The organism is Bacillus sp. JJ864 (assembly GCF_036963045.1).
In the GTDB taxonomy this organism is placed as follows: Bacteria; Bacillota; Bacilli; order Bacillales; family Bacillaceae_G; genus Bacillus_A; species Bacillus_A pseudomycoides_C.
Genome location: NZ_JBALLY010000032.1, coordinates 39,078 through 55,638, shown reverse-complemented (window position 1 = coordinate 55,638; position 16,561 = coordinate 39,078). Strand labels below are relative to the sequence as shown.

Genomic DNA, 16,561 nt, shown 5'->3' with positions numbered 1-16,561 from the left:
GATTATATAATAAGTTTAACACAATTTAACTTTTAAGGGGAGAGTGATTGTATGGAGGGTGTATTAGAAAATCAAGATGATACACGATTGAAAATGGCGACGCGAAATATTGTTTTGATGATGATTGGAAAATTATCATCAATGCTTGGAGCAAATATTTATACGTTCGCAATGGGGTTATACGTTTTAAAAACGACAGGATCTGGAATGGGATTTGCGATTACACTTGTTTGTGGATCCGTTCCACGTTTGATTTTCGGACCAATTGCCGGGGCAGCAGCAGACCGAATTAATCGAAAGAAGCTTGCTGTTGGAGCAGATATATTAAGTGCTTTTATTATGTTCACCATGTTTTTACTTTCAACTTCATTTGGACTTTCATTGATCTTCATCTATGTCTCCGCAGCACTGTTATCAATATGTGCAAGTTTTTTCTCTATTGCATTAACATCTTCAATTCCATCTCTAGTTGATCCAACACGTATTCAAAAAGCAAATTCATTAAATCAAACAGCTACATCGCTTGCAACCATTTTAGGACCGGTTATTGGCGGCCTTGTATACGGATTATTTTCTATAAAATTCTTTTTCTTACTAAATGGTATTACATTTGCTCTTGCGGCGATGGTAGAAGTATTTATGGTCTTTGATTTGTATAAAGTCGACAAAAAAGAAGAGAAGAAACATTTTTTAACGAGCATAAAAGAAGGTTTTGTATATGTGAAAGAGCAAAGTGACATCTTTTCGATGGTAAAACTTTCATTTTGGCTGAATTTCTTTTTTTGTGCAGTTAACGTTTCACTACCATATATTATCGTTCAAAAATTATCACTTTCCTCTCAGCAATTTGGAGTCATTGAAGGAATGTTTGCAGTTGGGATGCTAATTGCTTCTATTATTTTATCTGTTCGAGCGGAAGCAACAAATAAGTTCCGGACAATTCGCAGGAATCTTTTCATGTTAGCAGGATTATTGCTTTGTATTGTATTTCCGATGTTTTTTCCGTTATCTAAAACAATGATTTTTATATATTACATTACCCTTATGATCCTATTTGGAGTGAATATCATCACGATTAACGTTCCATTGCAAGTATTCGTTCAAAAAACGACGGCACCAGAATATTTAGGACGTGTATTTGGATTAATTGAAACGATCGCAACAGCAATTGTTCCACTTGGAACTCTTTTGTATGGTGTACTTTTAGATTATATACCGGCATACAATGTAATTTTAATATCTACGTTAGGACTGTTTGTTGTTGTGTTTTTTGGAACGAAGCAATGGAAAGATTTTAAGCAGCAAGAGGGAGTATCTATATAAATCGAAGTTTAAAAAACGATATAAACTATTTTTTTTGGTGGACGAGAGCATCTGGCCATGCATAGAAGCGGTCAGTTCTCTTTCCTGTCACATGCAAGGTAAAACAAAAGGAGAAAGTAAGTGCAGGTTCTTTTTTTCTGCATAACCATAATCTATATGTCATAAAAATGAACAGTCATTGTTACAAAAATATGAACTTCCTACATTTGGAGAAAAAAAGGAGTATACTAGTATCATAATCCAATTACAAGGAAGTGTCGGAATGAGTACGGTTAGTGCTGTATATGGAGTTATTCTTTCTTCTCTTTTTGTTTCTTTCATTATAGGCGTAACACGTTATATTCATAAATGGAAAGAAGGGAATGCAAAGTTAGACCATATTGAAGAAGAAGTAAGTGATTTCATGTTACATCACGGGAAATAATTTCGTAAAATCTATAATCCGTAATGTTTTTAACCTTATAATTTTATTATGTAAACAAAAAAGCATGGTGTTTCAATAAAACATCATGTTTTTTGCTAAGTAAAGTATGATATTACTTTACTATTAAACATAGATAAATACAGTAAAAGGGGATAAGGGAATGACTACTATTTATTTTGTACGGCACGCGCATTCTACATATACACCTGATGAAAGGGAAAGACCGTTATCTGAGAAAGGTTGGAAAGACGCAGAAAGAGTGACAGAAGTATTGAAAAATGAACCGATAGATGTTGTCATTGCAAGTCCATTTAAGAGAGCTATTCAAACAGTAGAAGGGGTTGCCGAACATTTCCAATTATCGATTGAATTTGAGGAAGATATAAGAGAGCGTTTATTAAGTTTGCAGCCTGTTCAAGATTTTGAGCAAGCTATTATAAAAGTATGGGAAGATCCCTCGTTTCATTTAGAAGGTGGAGAGTCGAACGTTATTGCTCAGGAGCGCGGAGTTTCTTGTATAATGAAAATCTTGGAGAAATATAAAGGGAAAAATATTGTTATCGGAACACATGGAAATATTATGGCCCTTATCATGAATTATTTCGATTCCAAATATGATTTTTCATTTTGGAAGGGGTTACATATGCCTGATATATATAAACTGACATTTGTAGACAATCAGCTTATTCAAGTGCATCAGCTTTGGAAAGATTACTTTGTAAAGAATGTATGAAGATTGACGAAAAGAGCAGGAGATGATACAGCGTTTATAGAAATAAATGGCTGGAATACAAAAGCTTTTAAAAAAAGGAGGCTGTTCATATGTTCGAGAAAAACAATCGATTTTCATCCATGCCAGGAGAAGTTGTAGAAGTTCACAATGTGTATGAGATTTTACCACCTGACGGAACGATTATTGGTATGGCAACACCTGAGGAAATGGAAATTGCTGCAGAACTAGAACTAAAACATTATGCCTTTTCACGTTTAATGGAAGCGAATATTCAATTAGACGGTGCCTCCTACAAAGAGATGCTTGAAGAATTTGAGGAGTACGAAAGAAAAGCAATGGCTTTCTGGCGTGCATTACATGAAAGATTATCTGTGCCATGGGCGTGGGTATTACGTGTTGATGTCGCAAACGGCCCTATTCATGTAAGCACTGGGAACTTGTTTTATGATGTAGAAGAGGTAGAAGAAGACTTTGAATAAAAAGAAGAGGAAAGCAGTGACATATTGCTTTCCTCTTCTTTTTACAAGTTATGTAGCTTTTTTATTTCTTCTATCATAATATCAGGTCGATCTATCTCAATGGAGTGTCCCGATTTAGAAGCAACAACAAGTCGGCTTTGTTTTGAAAGTGTAGCTTGTTCATGAATCAGTTCTTGCCAAACAGTTTCTAAGGCTACTGCTTCTTCATACGGAATACCATCTTGCATGGCTTGTTGGATAGAATGGTGAGCATCTCTTCCAATAACTATTAATGGTATGTTAGGGGATAGTTGCATATTCTTCATCTTTTGAGCACAATCTTTCCAATGTATGATTTCCGAGGAAACGGCTTTATAAAGGGCTGGAGAGATTGGGAAAGTTAGCAATAGTAATCAAATAACGCCCCCTTAAGTTTGAAAAAATCTCTGACACGCTAATAATATTCCCCAAACTCCTATACCGAATAGAATAGAGGTGCCAAGTGAAAATGAATTGCGAAGCCCTAAATATACAATGAATAATAGTAAGGCTGATGCAGGAAACCCGTATAACACGCCAAGTGCAAAATCACTTAATTTTTCGCGAGAACCTCCCTCAACAGAAATCCAAAATAAGCTGAGCAAACTAATTAACGGAAGTGCGGCAATGAAGCCGCCAAGTGTACTAAAGTGTTTGGCAAGCTCAGTAACTCCGCCAATAATAAGTGCAGAAACGATCACTTTAGTGAGAAAAGACATCGTATGCCTCCTTCGCTAATAATTCGAATGCAGATTGAATTAGCTTTTTTTCTTCTTCAGATAATTTCTGTTCGATTTGTTTTAGTTTTGCCTCATCGAGCAGTGTGTGTGAAGCTAATGCTTGCTGTCCTTTTTCTGTTAGCTTTACAATTACAACTCGTTCATCTTGCCGACTACGTTCTTTTATAACAAACTCTTTTTGAATTAATCGTTTAATATGCTCAGAAGTTGTGTTATGTGAGAGTTGCAGTTTTGCTGCGATCGTACTAATGGTTTGTGCTTCTTGTCGAGAAATCATTTGTAAAATACGAATGGCTTGGTGAGTTAAATTTTCTTCATATTCATGACGGAGGTAAAAATAAATCGTTTCCCAATGTTTATTTATAAGCATAATTACAACTCCTTTTTTATATCGTATAATACGATATAATTGTTTGTAAAGATATATAGTCTTATTTGTAAAATTTTTCATTGAAAAAGTATCTTTTTTTTAGTAGATAATATAAGCTTATCTTATAATCACAATGAAACGAGGGATGGGGATGAAAGCTGTACATACCTTTAAATGGATTGGTAATGAGAGAACGCATTTAAATGAAATTCATGTTGAAAAGCTCGGTCCTCTTTCTATCGGATTATATGGCGGGAATACAAATGAAGAAGCTGTACTTGCTTGGTGTGATCCACAAGGAACATGGGAATTTACAATGATTTTTGATGCAGAGTATACAATTGAAAGAGCAAAGCTTATTATAGATATAATTTGTGAAAGAAAAGAGAAATTACTACAACTGTTTTCATATCCAAATCATTTAGTTTTTCATCATACGCATATGTATTTATTATCGCTATTTACAGATGAAACATTTATTGAAAAAAGTGAGAAGATGTCAGGACAAACAGATTGTCTAATTTGTCTTCGGAAAGACCAGTTTGTGTATTGGTTGTCAGTAGGGGAGTGCTTCCTTTATTTATTTCAACCAGAGTCACAACAATGCAAACAGGGCCGTTTAAATGAACAACAGTTTTATGAGCGAATTGGTAGACGAAATATTTTTGCAGCAGCAACGCCTTGTTTTACATCTGGTGTTCGTGAATTACAGAAAGGAACCAATCACCTTGTGGTAGTAACAGATGAAATCATTGCATGTGGCGAACGAATTTTTAAAGATGATCAGTTCTTAAACCAATCGTTGCTTAATGTTGAATCTATACTAGAAAAGATGAATGTTTGTAAAGAACCCAATAGTGCTGCGATTATAGGTTGGACCGTGGATGTAAATTGTCCAATTGAGAATGATTAAAGCAAATTTGATAAAGTGAAACTTCCATCAGTGGGGGTCTTACTGCCCGCGAATAGCGGGATAAAAGAATAGAAGTAATATGTAATATATAAAGCGCAGAAGAGAATATAATCTTCTGCGCTTTTTTACGATAAAAGCTTAGATTATTAATGATATCTTGTGCTCAAAATAAAATATGAATCTTTTTTATTTACCATCATACATATATATAATGTGGCCACAAAACGTTCGTGCAGTATATTGTCGAAAGGAGTTTGGAAAAAGAATGAGTTATGTGCTTCGTTATGCAGTAGAGAAAAGGAAGAAACAATTGATTGAGAAGTTAATTGATGTAGGAATATATAAAGTATTAAATAAGCAGTTGTATGAATTAACTTTAGATGAATTGGAAAAAGAATATGAGGATCTTTTAAAATATGAAGGAGTTCAAACCTCTATATATACAAGTTAAAAAACCGACATAAAACCTCTTTCTTTATAGGGGGACGAGAGCATCTGGCCGCGCATAGAAACGGTTAGGTCCTGGTTTATTTTGCATAGCAGCAACTTATATGTTGAAAAATTAAAATGAATATATAGTTTACGCAGTATTCTCTTCTTTAGAAGAATTCTAGATGATGGAGACATTTAACTACTAGCAGGAGATGAAGAAAGCTTTATTTATGAATTCCCCTTTCTCAGCGTTATGCAGAGAAAGGGGAATTTGTTTATCCCGTAAAAGCCCGATTGGTGGGGGCTAATAATCAGTGGAGGATGAAGAAAACCCCCACTGATTAAAGTTTCACTTTATGAGACAGTCGTGAAGGGAGGGATAGGATCATGTAGTCGATCCCAAGGTTGACACATTTCTAGTTCCATTAATAGGCATTGATCTAAAGATTGTTCTATTTCTTGTTTATTCATGTCAATACCGATAAAGACTAATTCTGTAATTCGATCCCCGTATATGTCATCCCATCGTTTTAAAATGTCAGGGTCTTCTGCAATAAGTTGTTTTTGTTCTTCTATTGAAGTAGCTGCAACCCATTCACCAGCTCCTTGAATGATAATCGATGAACCAGCTTGAGAGAGAAGTCCGATGATATTATTGCGAGAAGCAAGCCAAAAGAAACCTTTTGCTCTGACAACTTCAAGTGGCCAGTTTTCAAGCCACTTCATCAACCTTTCCGGGTGGAACGGGCGTTTTCGGCGGTATACAAATGATGAAATATTATACTCGTCTGTCTCTGGTGTGTGCTCACTATTTAATTCTTTTATCCACCCAGCTGATTGACTTGCTTTTTCGTAGTCAAATAGATTTGTATTTAAAATAGCTTGTAGTGGTACTTGTGAATAAGTTGCTTCAATAATATGAGCTTCTGGATTTAACTTTTGTAATAGTTTGTGAAGTTCTGTAATATCATCCTGCTCCAGCATATCGGTTTTGTTTAAAATAATTACATTTGCAAATTCAATTTGGTCGATGAGTAAATCAATCACTTCGCGTGTATCTGTTTCATCAATTGCTTCTTGGCGATCTAATAAACTTTCACCAGAGGCATAATCATCCCAAAAGCGATTCGCATCTACGACAGTAACCATCGTATCTAAACGACATGTATTTGATAAGTTGATTGCTAATTCTTCGTCCATATATGTGAAAGTTTGGGCAACTGGAATCGGTTCACTAATACCTGAAGATTCGATAACGATGTAATCAATATCTCCAGATTCTACGAGACGGTTCACTTCTATAATTAAATCTTCACGTAATGTACAGCAAATACATCCATTTTGAATTTCAATAAGTTTTTCTTCTGTTCTTGAAAATCCACTTTGTTTGACAAGTGCAGCATCAATGTTAACTTTGCTCATGTCATTTACAATGACGGCAACTTTCAATCCATCACGATTTGTAAGTATATGATTAAACTTTTTTATAAAAAAGTGATACATTAGAATATTTTAAGAGCGTGTTTTGATTAAATTTTTTTCAAAATACGCTCTTTCTTTTTGTTCGTTTATACAGAAGTCGAAAGAATTTGTTTCTATTTCAATCACCTAATGGATTTTTAACTTTTACATAAAAATAAGCGTGAGCTTCTCCCATCATACGCATAAGAGTTAAAGCTTTATAATCTACTTTATCTGCAAAAAAGACAGCATGGTCAGATATTGCACACTCTTTGTAGTTAGCATCTTCTTGTAAATCTACAAAAATATTGTGTAAGACTTGTTTTACGCTATTCCATAGCAGCTGTTCATCTAATCCATAGAACTGACTTATATGCAAAAATAATTCGCCAAAGTGATTTTGCATGACAGAGTAAAATACTTTATTACGCATACTTTTTTCATCATCTACTAAAATTCTTGATTTATGATGAAACATGTTTAGATCAAATCCTGCATTTTGTAAACGGTTACGATGAACACGAATACCTTCCCAATCACGCACGAGTAATCGATCCGGTGTACCATCTTTTTTAAAGACAGGGACTGTATTTTGCAGGTGACCTTCTAAACCAATGCCGTATTTCACCATGAGCGGAATAAAACCGGTAAGGGCATTTGTTACATATTTCTCAATAAACATAACAATTGCATCGTGTAATGGTAGGTTATGGTTATCTTTATATAGTTTAATTAGTTCTACTATGACTGGTTTATTTGTACCGTGTACGGAAGCGACAAGGGCAGATCCGACAATAGCCCATTCATCTTGATTCACATAAGCATGGATATTATCACGAATGACGCAAGCAAGATTTTCACTCCGTAATGTTTGGAATTCATCGTCTACGTCATTTGGATGAAGAAAATGAGCACCAGCCCGCTCCATAATAGGAACAAAACGAGTATCGTCAATCATTTTATCTTGCGTAACAACTTGTTTTAAAATGTTGCTCATAATTGGTCCGTTATGAATCGTTTGTTCTGATAATGTTCGTACTTCCCCAGTTAAATGAATATTTGTTGTTAGTTTATAATGCGGTTTAATCGTATCGTATTGTGCAGGAAAGATCGTACGAAACGACATACCCGCTAAATATGTTGCTCTATAATCCAATAAAATAATCATTTGTTTTTCAAGTTCTTCACTGTAAATTTCACGTAATGTATGAGTAGCTTGCCATGGATGAATTGGTAATAGTATATAGTCGTTTATCTTATCACCAAGTTTCAGTTCTGCTTCTACTTGAAGTGCAGGTTCAAAAGAGAATAATACCGCATTCCAATTTTGTTCTTCCATAAAAGCTGAGCTTATGTAATTTTGGTGTACAGCTACAAAGCAGAGTGGAACGGTATTTTTAAACTCTGCTGAATATGCCAATGTTTCTTCTGGACTCAAACCCTTTCTCATTTTGGCACCAGGATGACAAGGGTGCCCTTCAATAACAAGCTGTTCAAAAAAGGCATAGGAATCGCGTGCCTGAGAAGCAGCTTGTAGCGTTGAAGTATTCTCAGTTTGTTTATGAAATGTATAAGCAAGAGCTAAATTAGCAGCGCTATTTGTAACATCGTCTTCAAACATATGAAAATAGGAAGGAGGTCCTTGCCAATCTTCTTGCATTAGTAATGTCAATACTTCATTCGGATGTGTAATTTCTTTTTCATTAGATGGTGATACGAGAATATACGGTCCGCTTATAACTGGTCGTTCAAAAGCATATATGTGCCGAATAGGTATAAGCAGGTATGCGTTTTGCTTCTTGAAATATAGTCCTTGTACCATTGAAAACTCGTTAAACTGCTGTGTATGAGTATTTATATAATCTAGTAAAAAGTCTGGGCAGCACTGTTCTGAAAATGAAACAAATACCCCTTTATGTTTGCGAAGCAAAATCCCGGCCTCTGTCATGTTACATATATTTTCACGAATGAAGGAAGAGAGTAATCGTTCAAGTATACCAGCTCGTCCTTTTTGAATCATTTGTTGATAGGTTTCATGTAGTGGTGCGTGATGTTGTTGTAAAAAAGAAAGCAAGTTTTGTTCCTCTAATTCTAATGTTTGAATTTTATTGAGTTGCATAGAAACCACCTTTCTCAAGTTTTCTGTCTTTACAGATAAAGAAGAATAATTTATATTATTTTACAGAGATAATGATAATCACTATCAATTATAAAGGGCGCATGTAAAAATGCAACAAAAAATTCCGGGGTGGTTTTTATTCGCAAACTATTTTTTAGTAGTTCATTTTTCTTATTTATGGGGAATTGGCTTGGAATGACTGCAATCAATTGGTACGTCTATGACCTGTATCATAGTGCCACGTATTTAGGATGGATTAACTTTGTAAGGCTGATTCCTATTGCGTTATTTAGTGTATATGCAGGGAAGCTTTGTGATTTGTATCCGCGTATTAAGTTAATGAAGTCTTATTCTTTTTGGGGGCTAGTGGTTACAACAGCACTTGCTATTTATGTTGTGTTTATTACTCCTTCTTTTTCTATTTTTCTTCTTTTCTCCTTTGTGAGAGGAGTAATTAGTGCATTAGAAACACCAAATCGAAATACGATGCTTTCTGATATTGATACGAACCATCAAATTAGTAAATTGATATCTATGAATTCATTTGTAATGAATGTTTGCCGCTCGACAGGTCCAGCTGTAGCTGGATTTTTAATTGCAGGAGGACATATTGAGCTGACATTTATGATGCAGGCAATTTGTTCACTTATTGCATTCATTCTCGTATTACCGATGAAAGATCGAACGATGAAAAAACGAAAAGAAAAGAAGAAAGCAAGCTGGGAACAAATTGTTCAATACTTTTCCAATGATCATATGGGAAGAAATATTTTTATTACATCAATGATTACAATGGCTTTTGGCTTTTCGTATACATCTGTATTGCCTGTACTTGTTTCTCATCAATTTACCGGAAAAGCGGAAGTATTCGGCATTGCGATGTCTGCGGCAGCAGTTGGTGCGATTATAGCAACAATTATTCTTCCTAGAATATTAGAGTATATTTCAGAAATTAAGATTTATTACATGAGTCTATCTTTGTTTTCCATTAGTATAGCGCTCCTAATTATTAGTAATACATTTATGTTTTTTATACTATTATTCTCTATCGGTCTTTTTGGACAGTTGTTACGCTCTAGTAATCGTGTTTATTTTCAAAACAATGTTCGTGAAGAAGAACGAGGTCTCATGCTTAGTGTTGTATTAATGGACCGAGGAATGATTCCGCTCGGTTCGATTGTAGTAAGTTACGCAATTGAATATATAGGGATTACTGAAACATTTGTGATGATGGGGATTTTATGTATGATCCCATTTGTATTGCAATACATAAAAGTGAAAAAACAAAATAGGAAGGTGAAGAGTTTTGTCCATTCAAAGTAAACAATCCAATCGAGTACAAGCAGAATATCGTATTTTAAATCGTTTTTGTAATGCGTTAATTCGTGAAAAAAATTTATTAGAAAGTTGTGCTGTGCTAAAGCATGAGCATGGTATTGAAATTATAGATTGTATGAACGAGGCGGAAGTATTACTAGAGGTGCAACAAGAAGGGGCATTTGAACGATATGAATTTTCTTTCCCACTTCGCTTTAAAGTAAGAGGGCATGTTAGATGGATTGATTCATTACAAGCGTTTTTTGAAGAGGTAGCACCATTCTTTCAGCTCCATGTTTCAGATGCTCTGCAAAGTGAATTACAGAACAGTGTTGAGAACTTAGAACTGGCTTATGAAGCTTGGGAACAAAAACAAGAATGGGTAAAACAACAGCTTGAAACAAACATGATGTTTTATGCGAAATACAAACCAAATAATCTATATCAATTCTTCGAAGAGTTAAAAAGATGTACGTCGTTTGATGAACTATTATATACAGAGTCATTAGTAATTGAAGGACATCCACTGCACCCTTCAACAAAAACGAAACTTGGTTTATCGAAAGAAGAAGTAAAGCGCTATGCACCTGAATTTGAACAAGTTGTTCCGTTATATGTATTACTTGTTCATAAAGATGTAATAACAGTTACAGGAGAGCGTTTTGAAAAAACAATATTATATACAGCTCTGCTAGATTTATATGAAACAGCATATGAAACACTAATAAATCAAAGAAAACAAATGGAGGATTATTATCCATTTCTTGTTCATCCATGGCAATATGAACATGTGTTAACGAAAGAGTATGAGAAGGATTTAGCGGAAGGGCGCATCATTCCCATTCCGTATCAACTTTCGTCCCGGGCGACGCTTTCATTTCGAACGATGAATCTACTAGAATTGCCGTATCATGTCAAGCTTCCGGTACGCGCGCAAGCTACGAGTGCGGTCAGAACGGTATCACCAGAAATAACTGTAAACGGACCTGTTCTTTCTTCGTTGTTTGATACGATTTACGCAAATGAGAAAGAGTTAGCACAGTCAGTAGTTGTTGTTCGTGAACGAGTTGGGGCTACTTTTACGAAAAATGATGATGTTCATTTAGGACGGAATCTCGCATTTATTTTACGAGAAAGCCCACATGTATATAAGCAAGAAGGAGAATTACTATGGGTTGGAGCTAGTTTAACAGCAAGTAATCCATTAAGAGAAGATGAACCAGTTATTGTAGATATGATGCGCACATATTTTGAAACTGAAACGATTGGTAAAAAAGAGGTATTTCATTATGTTGCTCATTATACTGAGAAAGTTATGATTCCTTTACTACAGCTTGTTTTACAATATGGAATTGCACTAGAAGGGCATATGCAAAACTCTATTATTGTTACAAAGGGCGGAGCAATCCAACGAATTTTTGTGCGAGATTTAGGAGGCGTGCGAATTCATAAGAAGACATTAACGAAGGTAGTAGATATTGCGAATCTGAAAGAAGCAGTTGTATTTACAGATGATAGAAATGAAGTTTATAACAAGTTTATTCATTCCGTATTGCAAAACCACTTTGGAGATGTGTTATTTACGTTAGCTCGTGCGATAGACGACGTACAGGAAAAAGAATTATGGAGAATTGTCGCTGCGATTGTGAAAGAGTATATGGTAGATGCAACAGAAGAACAAAAAGCAGCCATATTCGCAGATCAAATTGAAACAAAAGCATTGTTCTCAATGAGAATACAAGATCAAGCGAAATCTTATTTGTATACAAAGTTTCACAATCCGCTTTGTATATAAATACAAATTGAAAACTGATATAAAAAAACCTTTCTTTTTAGGGGGGACGAGAGCATCTGGCCGTGCAGAGAAGCGGTCAGTGCCTTTTCCTGCCACATGCAAGGATTAAAACAGCAAGTAGCGGTCATGTTTTGTTCTATATAAAAGCGACGTATATGTTGAAAACTGAAAATGTATTTATGTAGTAGGAGGAATGAACAGGATGCCTATTATGAAAGTAAACCTTTCAAAATTGAAGCATAATGCTATGATGATGAAGCAATTATGTGAGCGCTCAAATATGATATGTTTTCCAGTGACAAAAGGGGTCGGCGCTGCGAAAGAGGTCATTGAAACGCTTCAAGAGGCAAAGTATACAAGATTTGCTGATTCTAGATTACAGCATCTTAAGCACATTCGTTCTATTGTCGGAAAAGAAGCTGAGCTATTATTAATTCGTACGCCAGCTTTGTCGGAAGTAGAAGAAGCGGTGCTTTGTGCGGATATTAGTTTGAATTCTGAACTAAGTATTATAGAAGCATTAGGAAGAGCAGCGAGAACATATGGAAAAGTACATCGAGTCATTTTAATGGTTGATTTAGGTGATCTTCGTGAAGGAATGATGCCATATCAAGTGGTAGAAGCAGCACAAAGAGTATCGAATATACCCGGAATTGCACTCGATGGTATTGGAGCAAATTTCACTTGCTTTAGTGGTGTGATTCCAACTGAGAGTACTTTGCAAGAGTTAACACAATTAGCAAAGTTAGTAGAGAAAACAATAGGGACAAAGCTCCGATTTATCTCAGGAGGGAATTCAAGTTCGCTACCACTTATTATGCAAAAAAAACATATTGGACGTGTCAATTCTTTACGGATTGGAGAAGCCATTTTCCTAGGAAAAGAAACAGCATATGGAAAAAATATCCCCTTTATGTACCAAGATGTATTTTCAATTGAAGCAGAAATCATTGAAATAAAAAGAAAGCCGTCTATGCCAAGAGGAGTCATTGGAAGAGATGCGTTTGGCCAAGTTCCGTCTTTTGAAGATAAAGGAGAGCGACTACGAGCAATTGTTGCAATAGGAAGACAGGACCTTGATATTAACGGTTTAAGAGCTTCTGATAAGAATATTGAAATTCTTGGTGGAAGTAGTGATCATTTAATTGTTGATATAACGGATAGTACACCACATCGCATAGGGGATAAAATAACATTTGTTCCAGCGTATAGTGCATTGCAAAGCGGTATGGTGTCTTCGCTTGTACGAAAACAATATGTGTATGATGAGGTGCTGCAAAAAGCGCTTATTTTATAAAGTGAAGCTTCCATTAGCGGGGCTACTTACTGCCCATGAATCATTTCCAAAAAAATATTTTTTTTGGAAAAATGATAGACAATTTCTAAAATTATGCTATCATATTAATTGAAAATGATTATCAATATTGCTTGTATGGGGGACTACATAATGAACAAGAAAAAAATGAGTACTTTACTTGTAGCGATGACATTAGCGGTGGGAGCGCTTGCTGGCTGCAGTGGAGGAGCAAAAGAAACAGCTAAAAAAGAAGATAAAGCGGAAGCGAAAAATCAAGCAGGGGCAGTGAAAATTAAACATGAGTGGGGAGAAACAGAGTTAAAAGAGACACCCAAAAACATTGTAACTCTTGACTTTTCATTTATTGATACATTAGTAGATTTAGGCGTTACACCAGTTGCGAATGCTGGAGTAGGGAAAACGAAAATGCCAGAATATTTACAGGATAAAGCACCGAAAGTCAAAGATGTTGGGGAGCGAAAAGCACCAAACTTAGAAGTTATTTCATCTGTGAAACCAGATTTAATTATTGCAAGTAAAGATCGCCACAATATGATTCAAAAAGAATTAAAAGACATTGCTCCAACAATTGCATTCGATGATAACAGTTACGAAGAAGTAATGAAAAATATGGATACCATTGCGAAAGCAGTTGGAAAAGAAGAGCAAGCGAAAAAGATTCGTACAGACTTACAAGATAAAATTTCAAAAGCAAAAGAGAAAGTAAAAGGAAATCCATCAGTACTTGTAATTGGTGCCTTTGATGATGAGTTTTCGGTATGGATTAAAGATTCATTTATCGGTTCGTTAATGACAAATGTTGGTGTGAAGTACGCATATGAAGGTAAAAAAGAAAAAACTGAAGGTAAAGCAGAAATTGCAAAAATTACAATGGAACGTCTAAATGAAATCAATCCTGACTATATCTTCTTATATGGAGAAAATGTAGAGAAATTTAAAAATAATCCACTATACAATAACTTAAAAGCAGTGAAAGAAAAACATGTAATTGATGTTGATCGTAATCTTTGGGCACGTGGGCGCGGGCCAATTGCAGCGGATAAAATTTTAGATGAGGCACTTCCAGCATTAACAGGTCAGTCTTCTAAATAAGGAGTTGGAGACTTTGTATCATACACAAACTAGAAGCAGACGGGCGTTACACCCGTATGCTTCTTCTACTTTGCAATTTATTTTCTTTTTTCTACTATTAATAATGGTTGGAGCTCTCTCCGCATTATTTCGTGTAAAAGGATTATCATTTCATAACATATCAGAAGTATTTGCAACGGATACAAAAAATTTAATTTACTATACAGTATGGCAAGTACGTGTACCGCGTGTCGTGCTAGGAGCTTTACTTGGCGCGGCATTAGCTGTTGCCGGGTGTCTATTACAAGGGATTACGCGAAATCCGTTATCTGATCCAGAAAATATGGGAATAAATCAAGGAGCCTCTTGTTTTGTTGTCATTGCCCTTTTACTTTTTGGAGAGAAGGATACGAGTTTTGTTATTTTACTAGCAGCATTTCTAGGGGCAGCTGCAGGTGGAAGTGTGATTTATTCATTAGCATTTCGCGGTGAATATACACCTTCACGTCTTGTGCTTGCTGGCATTGCGATGAGTCTATTCCTTGGATCATTAACGACAGGGGCGATTTTGTTATATGAAACACAACTAACAGAGATTTTATATTGGATGGCCGGAAAGTTATCAGGGGCAAACTGGCTCGATATAAAAATGATGTTAGTATCGGCAGTTCCGGTTATGATTCTTGTTTTTTTTCTAGCAAATCAATTGAATATTTTATCTCTTGGTGAGGAGACAGCGCGTGGACTTGGTGTAAATGTTCTTTGGATTCGAAGGGTATTTGCGTTTTTAATTGTTATTCTAGTCGGTAGTGCAGTTGCGGTAGCTGGACCGATTGGTTTTATAGGACTTATAGTTCCGCATATTGCAAGAAAACTAGTTGGTCAAGATTATCGAATTATTTTACCATTTTCTGCATTGCTCGGTGCTAATCTTCTTGTCATAGCAGATTTTGCGGCGCAATGGGTGTCTTATCCAGCAGATACACCTGTTGGCGTTATTACAGCACTTTTAGGTACACCATTTTTCATTTATTTAATGAGAAGGAAGCGAGGTGCTGTTAAATGAAGAAGCTTGGTCGATTTACAATTGTTATAATAGTAGGTTTTATATTACTAATTGTACTTTCTCTGCTAAGTTTACGGCTTGGAGCTGTACCGACTCCACTTGCTGAGATTATAGAAGGATTGATGACAGGAGAAGGTGTTGTATTAAAATACCGTTTACCACGTCTTATCATCGCAATTTTAGTTGGGATTAACATGGCATTATCAGGATCCATTTTACAAAGTGTTACACGAAATCCACTTGCAGCACCTGATATTATTGGGGTTTCTGCTGGTGGAGGATTAGCAGCTGTTATTATGCTCCTTATGTTTCCGAGTGTGCCGGCAATTATGCTCCCGGTGGCTGCATTTGTCGGGGCAATGATTGCGAGCTTGCTTGTGTATGTATTATCGTATCAAAAAGGAGGAGTAAAGCCAGAACGTCTTGCACTATGCGGCGTTGCTATTTCTACAGGTTTACAGGCGCTTATTACATTTATTATTGTGAAATTTGCAGTCGATTCCTCACAAGCTCTTGTATGGCTAAAGGGAAGTTTATATGCAAGATCTTGGGAACATGTTGATATGTTATGGCCATGGACGATAATTGGAGCGGTCATTACATTTGCAAGTTATAAGCAAATGAATCTGTTATTATTAAATGAAGAAACAGTAAAAGGTTTAGGTATGCGTATTAATGTTGTTCGTCTTGTGCTGATTGGCGTAGCTGTTGCTTTAGCTGCAAGTTCAGTAGCAGTAGCAGGGACAATTAGTTTTGTAGGCCTCGTTATCCCACATGCGGCGCGTTTACTTGTTGGATCAGATAGTAGATTGTTTTTGCCAGTTTCAGCGTTATTTGGTGCATTACTTGTTACGAGTGCAGATATGGTGGGAAGAATTATTATTCCGCCAATTGAAATACCAGCTGGTATTATAACGGCTCTTATTGGCGCACCGTATTTTATATATTTACTCGTGATTAGAAAAAGAACATAGTCTCCTAT

17 protein-coding genes are annotated in these 16,561 nt (G+C 35.7%); 12 read left to right on the top strand and 5 right to left on the bottom strand.

Annotation, left to right across the window (positions count from 1 at the left end; genetic code table 11):
- The first annotated feature begins 51 nt into the window (after positions 1–51).
- From V7024_RS06540 to V7024_RS06525, 4 genes are all read left to right on the top strand, one after another.
- The gene (locus V7024_RS06540) at positions 52–1,323 is read left to right on the top strand and encodes an MFS transporter (protein WP_335517276.1); all 1,272 of its coding nucleotides are present in this window, start codon (positions 52–54) and stop codon (positions 1,321–1,323) included.
- A 262-nt stretch (positions 1,324–1,585) separates the two neighbouring features.
- Positions 1,586–1,747 (top strand): peptidase, encoded by a 162-nt coding sequence (locus V7024_RS06535; protein ID WP_090912294.1) that lies wholly within the window; start codon positions 1,586–1,588, stop codon positions 1,745–1,747.
- A 160-nt stretch (positions 1,748–1,907) separates the two neighbouring features.
- Positions 1,908–2,480, top strand: a complete 573-nt coding sequence (locus V7024_RS06530; RefSeq protein ID WP_335517269.1) for a histidine phosphatase family protein — start codon at positions 1,908–1,910, stop codon at positions 2,478–2,480.
- A gap of 89 nt (positions 2,481–2,569) precedes the next feature.
- Positions 2,570–2,959: a hypothetical protein gene (locus V7024_RS06525; RefSeq protein WP_335517266.1), complete on the top strand. Its 390-nt coding sequence runs from the start codon at positions 2,570–2,572 to the stop codon at positions 2,957–2,959.
- Positions 2,960–3,000: 41 nt separating this feature from the next.
- Here V7024_RS06525 and V7024_RS06520 read toward each other — a convergent pair whose 3' ends face one another.
- The 3 genes from V7024_RS06520 to V7024_RS06510 all read right to left on the bottom strand — a co-directional run bounded on the left by V7024_RS06520 (position 3,001) and on the right by V7024_RS06510 (position 4,087).
- The gene (locus V7024_RS06520; protein ID WP_335517264.1) at positions 3,001–3,264 is read right to left on the bottom strand and encodes a hypothetical protein; all 264 of its coding nucleotides are present in this window, start codon (positions 3,262–3,264) and stop codon (positions 3,001–3,003) included.
- Between the two features lie 102 nt (positions 3,265–3,366).
- Entirely contained in the window at positions 3,367–3,696 is a 330-nt protein-coding gene (locus V7024_RS06515; protein ID WP_335517262.1) for a DUF3147 family protein, read from the bottom strand.
- Positions 3,680–4,087, bottom strand: a complete 408-nt coding sequence (locus V7024_RS06510; protein ID WP_438824441.1) for a MarR family winged helix-turn-helix transcriptional regulator — start codon at positions 4,085–4,087, stop codon at positions 3,680–3,682. Before V7024_RS06510 ends, V7024_RS06515 begins: the two co-directional genes overlap by 17 nt.
- Before the next feature lie 151 nt (positions 4,088–4,238).
- On the opposite strand from V7024_RS06510, the gene V7024_RS06505 reads away from it, so the two are divergent.
- Together V7024_RS06505 and V7024_RS06500 are read left to right on the top strand one after the other, a co-directional pair.
- Entirely contained in the window at positions 4,239–5,000 is a 762-nt protein-coding gene (locus V7024_RS06505; RefSeq protein ID WP_335517259.1) for a hypothetical protein, read from the top strand.
- 265 nt (positions 5,001–5,265) lie between these two features.
- A complete protein-coding gene (locus V7024_RS06500) occupies positions 5,266–5,451 on the top strand; it encodes a Fur-regulated basic protein FbpA (protein ID WP_335517257.1) in 186 nt (61 codons plus the stop codon).
- Between the two features lie 335 nt (positions 5,452–5,786).
- On the opposite strand, the gene V7024_RS06495 is transcribed toward V7024_RS06500, so the two are convergent.
- Together V7024_RS06495 and V7024_RS06490 are read right to left on the bottom strand one after the other, a co-directional pair.
- Entirely contained in the window at positions 5,787–6,935 is a 1,149-nt protein-coding gene (locus V7024_RS06495) for a GTP-binding protein (protein ID WP_335517254.1), read from the bottom strand.
- Positions 6,936–7,032: 97 nt separating this feature from the next.
- Positions 7,033–9,012 carry an IucA/IucC family protein gene (locus tag V7024_RS06490; protein ID WP_335517251.1) on the bottom strand — a complete coding sequence of 660 codons (1,980 nt, stop codon included), beginning with the start codon at positions 9,010–9,012 and terminating at the stop codon, positions 7,033–7,035.
- A 129-nt stretch (positions 9,013–9,141) separates the two neighbouring features.
- Between V7024_RS06490 and V7024_RS06485 the strand changes: the two genes are divergently transcribed.
- From V7024_RS06485 to V7024_RS06460, 6 genes are all read left to right on the top strand, one after another.
- A complete protein-coding gene (locus tag V7024_RS06485) occupies positions 9,142–10,335 on the top strand; it encodes an MFS transporter (protein ID WP_335517248.1) in 1,194 nt (397 codons plus the stop codon).
- Positions 10,319–12,124 carry an IucA/IucC family protein gene (locus tag V7024_RS06480; RefSeq protein WP_335517245.1) on the top strand — a complete coding sequence of 602 codons (1,806 nt, stop codon included), beginning with the start codon at positions 10,319–10,321 and terminating at the stop codon, positions 12,122–12,124. The genes V7024_RS06485 and V7024_RS06480 overlap by 17 nt, the downstream gene beginning before the upstream one ends.
- 202 nt (positions 12,125–12,326) lie before the next feature.
- On the top strand, positions 12,327–13,421 hold the full coding sequence (locus V7024_RS06475) for an alanine/ornithine racemase family PLP-dependent enzyme (protein ID WP_335517242.1): 1,095 nt from the start codon (positions 12,327–12,329) through the stop codon (positions 13,419–13,421).
- 150 nt (positions 13,422–13,571) lie between these two features.
- Positions 13,572–14,534, top strand: a complete 963-nt coding sequence (locus tag V7024_RS06470) for an ABC transporter substrate-binding protein (RefSeq protein ID WP_335517239.1) — start codon at positions 13,572–13,574, stop codon at positions 14,532–14,534.
- Positions 14,535–14,547: 13 nt separating this feature from the next.
- Complete coding sequence (locus V7024_RS06465; RefSeq protein WP_335517236.1) at positions 14,548–15,579, top strand: FecCD family ABC transporter permease; 1,032 nt, start codon at positions 14,548–14,550, stop codon at positions 15,577–15,579.
- On the top strand, positions 15,576–16,553 hold the full coding sequence (locus V7024_RS06460; RefSeq protein ID WP_335517233.1) for a FecCD family ABC transporter permease: 978 nt from the start codon (positions 15,576–15,578) through the stop codon (positions 16,551–16,553). The genes V7024_RS06465 and V7024_RS06460 overlap by 4 nt, the downstream gene beginning before the upstream one ends.
- The last annotated feature ends 8 nt before the right edge of the window (positions 16,554–16,561 follow it).

Bases quoted from the DNA above. Each gene is read 5' to 3' on its own strand.
- V7024_RS06520 (WP_335517264.1), bottom strand. From the start codon at position 3,264: ATGAAGAATATGCAACTATCCCCTAACATACCATTAATAGTTATTGGA.
- V7024_RS06460 (WP_335517233.1), top strand. From the start codon at position 15,576: ATGAAGAAGCTTGGTCGATTTACAATTGTTATAATAGTAGGTTTTATA.
- V7024_RS06475 (WP_335517242.1), top strand. From the start codon at position 12,327: ATGCCTATTATGAAAGTAAACCTTTCAAAATTGAAGCATAATGCTATG.
- V7024_RS06505 (WP_335517259.1), top strand. From the start codon at position 4,239: ATGAAAGCTGTACATACCTTTAAATGGATTGGTAATGAGAGAACGCAT.
- V7024_RS06535 (WP_090912294.1), top strand. From the start codon at position 1,586: ATGAGTACGGTTAGTGCTGTATATGGAGTTATTCTTTCTTCTCTTTTT.
- V7024_RS06525 (WP_335517266.1), top strand. From the start codon at position 2,570: ATGTTCGAGAAAAACAATCGATTTTCATCCATGCCAGGAGAAGTTGTA.
- V7024_RS06500 (WP_335517257.1), top strand. From the start codon at position 5,266: ATGAGTTATGTGCTTCGTTATGCAGTAGAGAAAAGGAAGAAACAATTG.
- V7024_RS06470 (WP_335517239.1), top strand. From the start codon at position 13,572: ATGAACAAGAAAAAAATGAGTACTTTACTTGTAGCGATGACATTAGCG.
- V7024_RS06530 (WP_335517269.1), top strand. From the start codon at position 1,908: ATGACTACTATTTATTTTGTACGGCACGCGCATTCTACATATACACCT.
- V7024_RS06515 (WP_335517262.1), bottom strand. From the start codon at position 3,696: ATGTCTTTTCTCACTAAAGTGATCGTTTCTGCACTTATTATTGGCGGA.
- V7024_RS06490 (WP_335517251.1), bottom strand. From the start codon at position 9,012: ATGCAACTCAATAAAATTCAAACATTAGAATTAGAGGAACAAAACTTG.
- V7024_RS06510 (WP_438824441.1), bottom strand. From the start codon at position 4,087: ATGCTTATAAATAAACATTGGGAAACGATTTATTTTTACCTCCGTCAT.
- V7024_RS06540 (WP_335517276.1), top strand. From the start codon at position 52: ATGGAGGGTGTATTAGAAAATCAAGATGATACACGATTGAAAATGGCG.
- V7024_RS06495 (WP_335517254.1), bottom strand. From the start codon at position 6,935: ATGTATCACTTTTTTATAAAAAAGTTTAATCATATACTTACAAATCGT.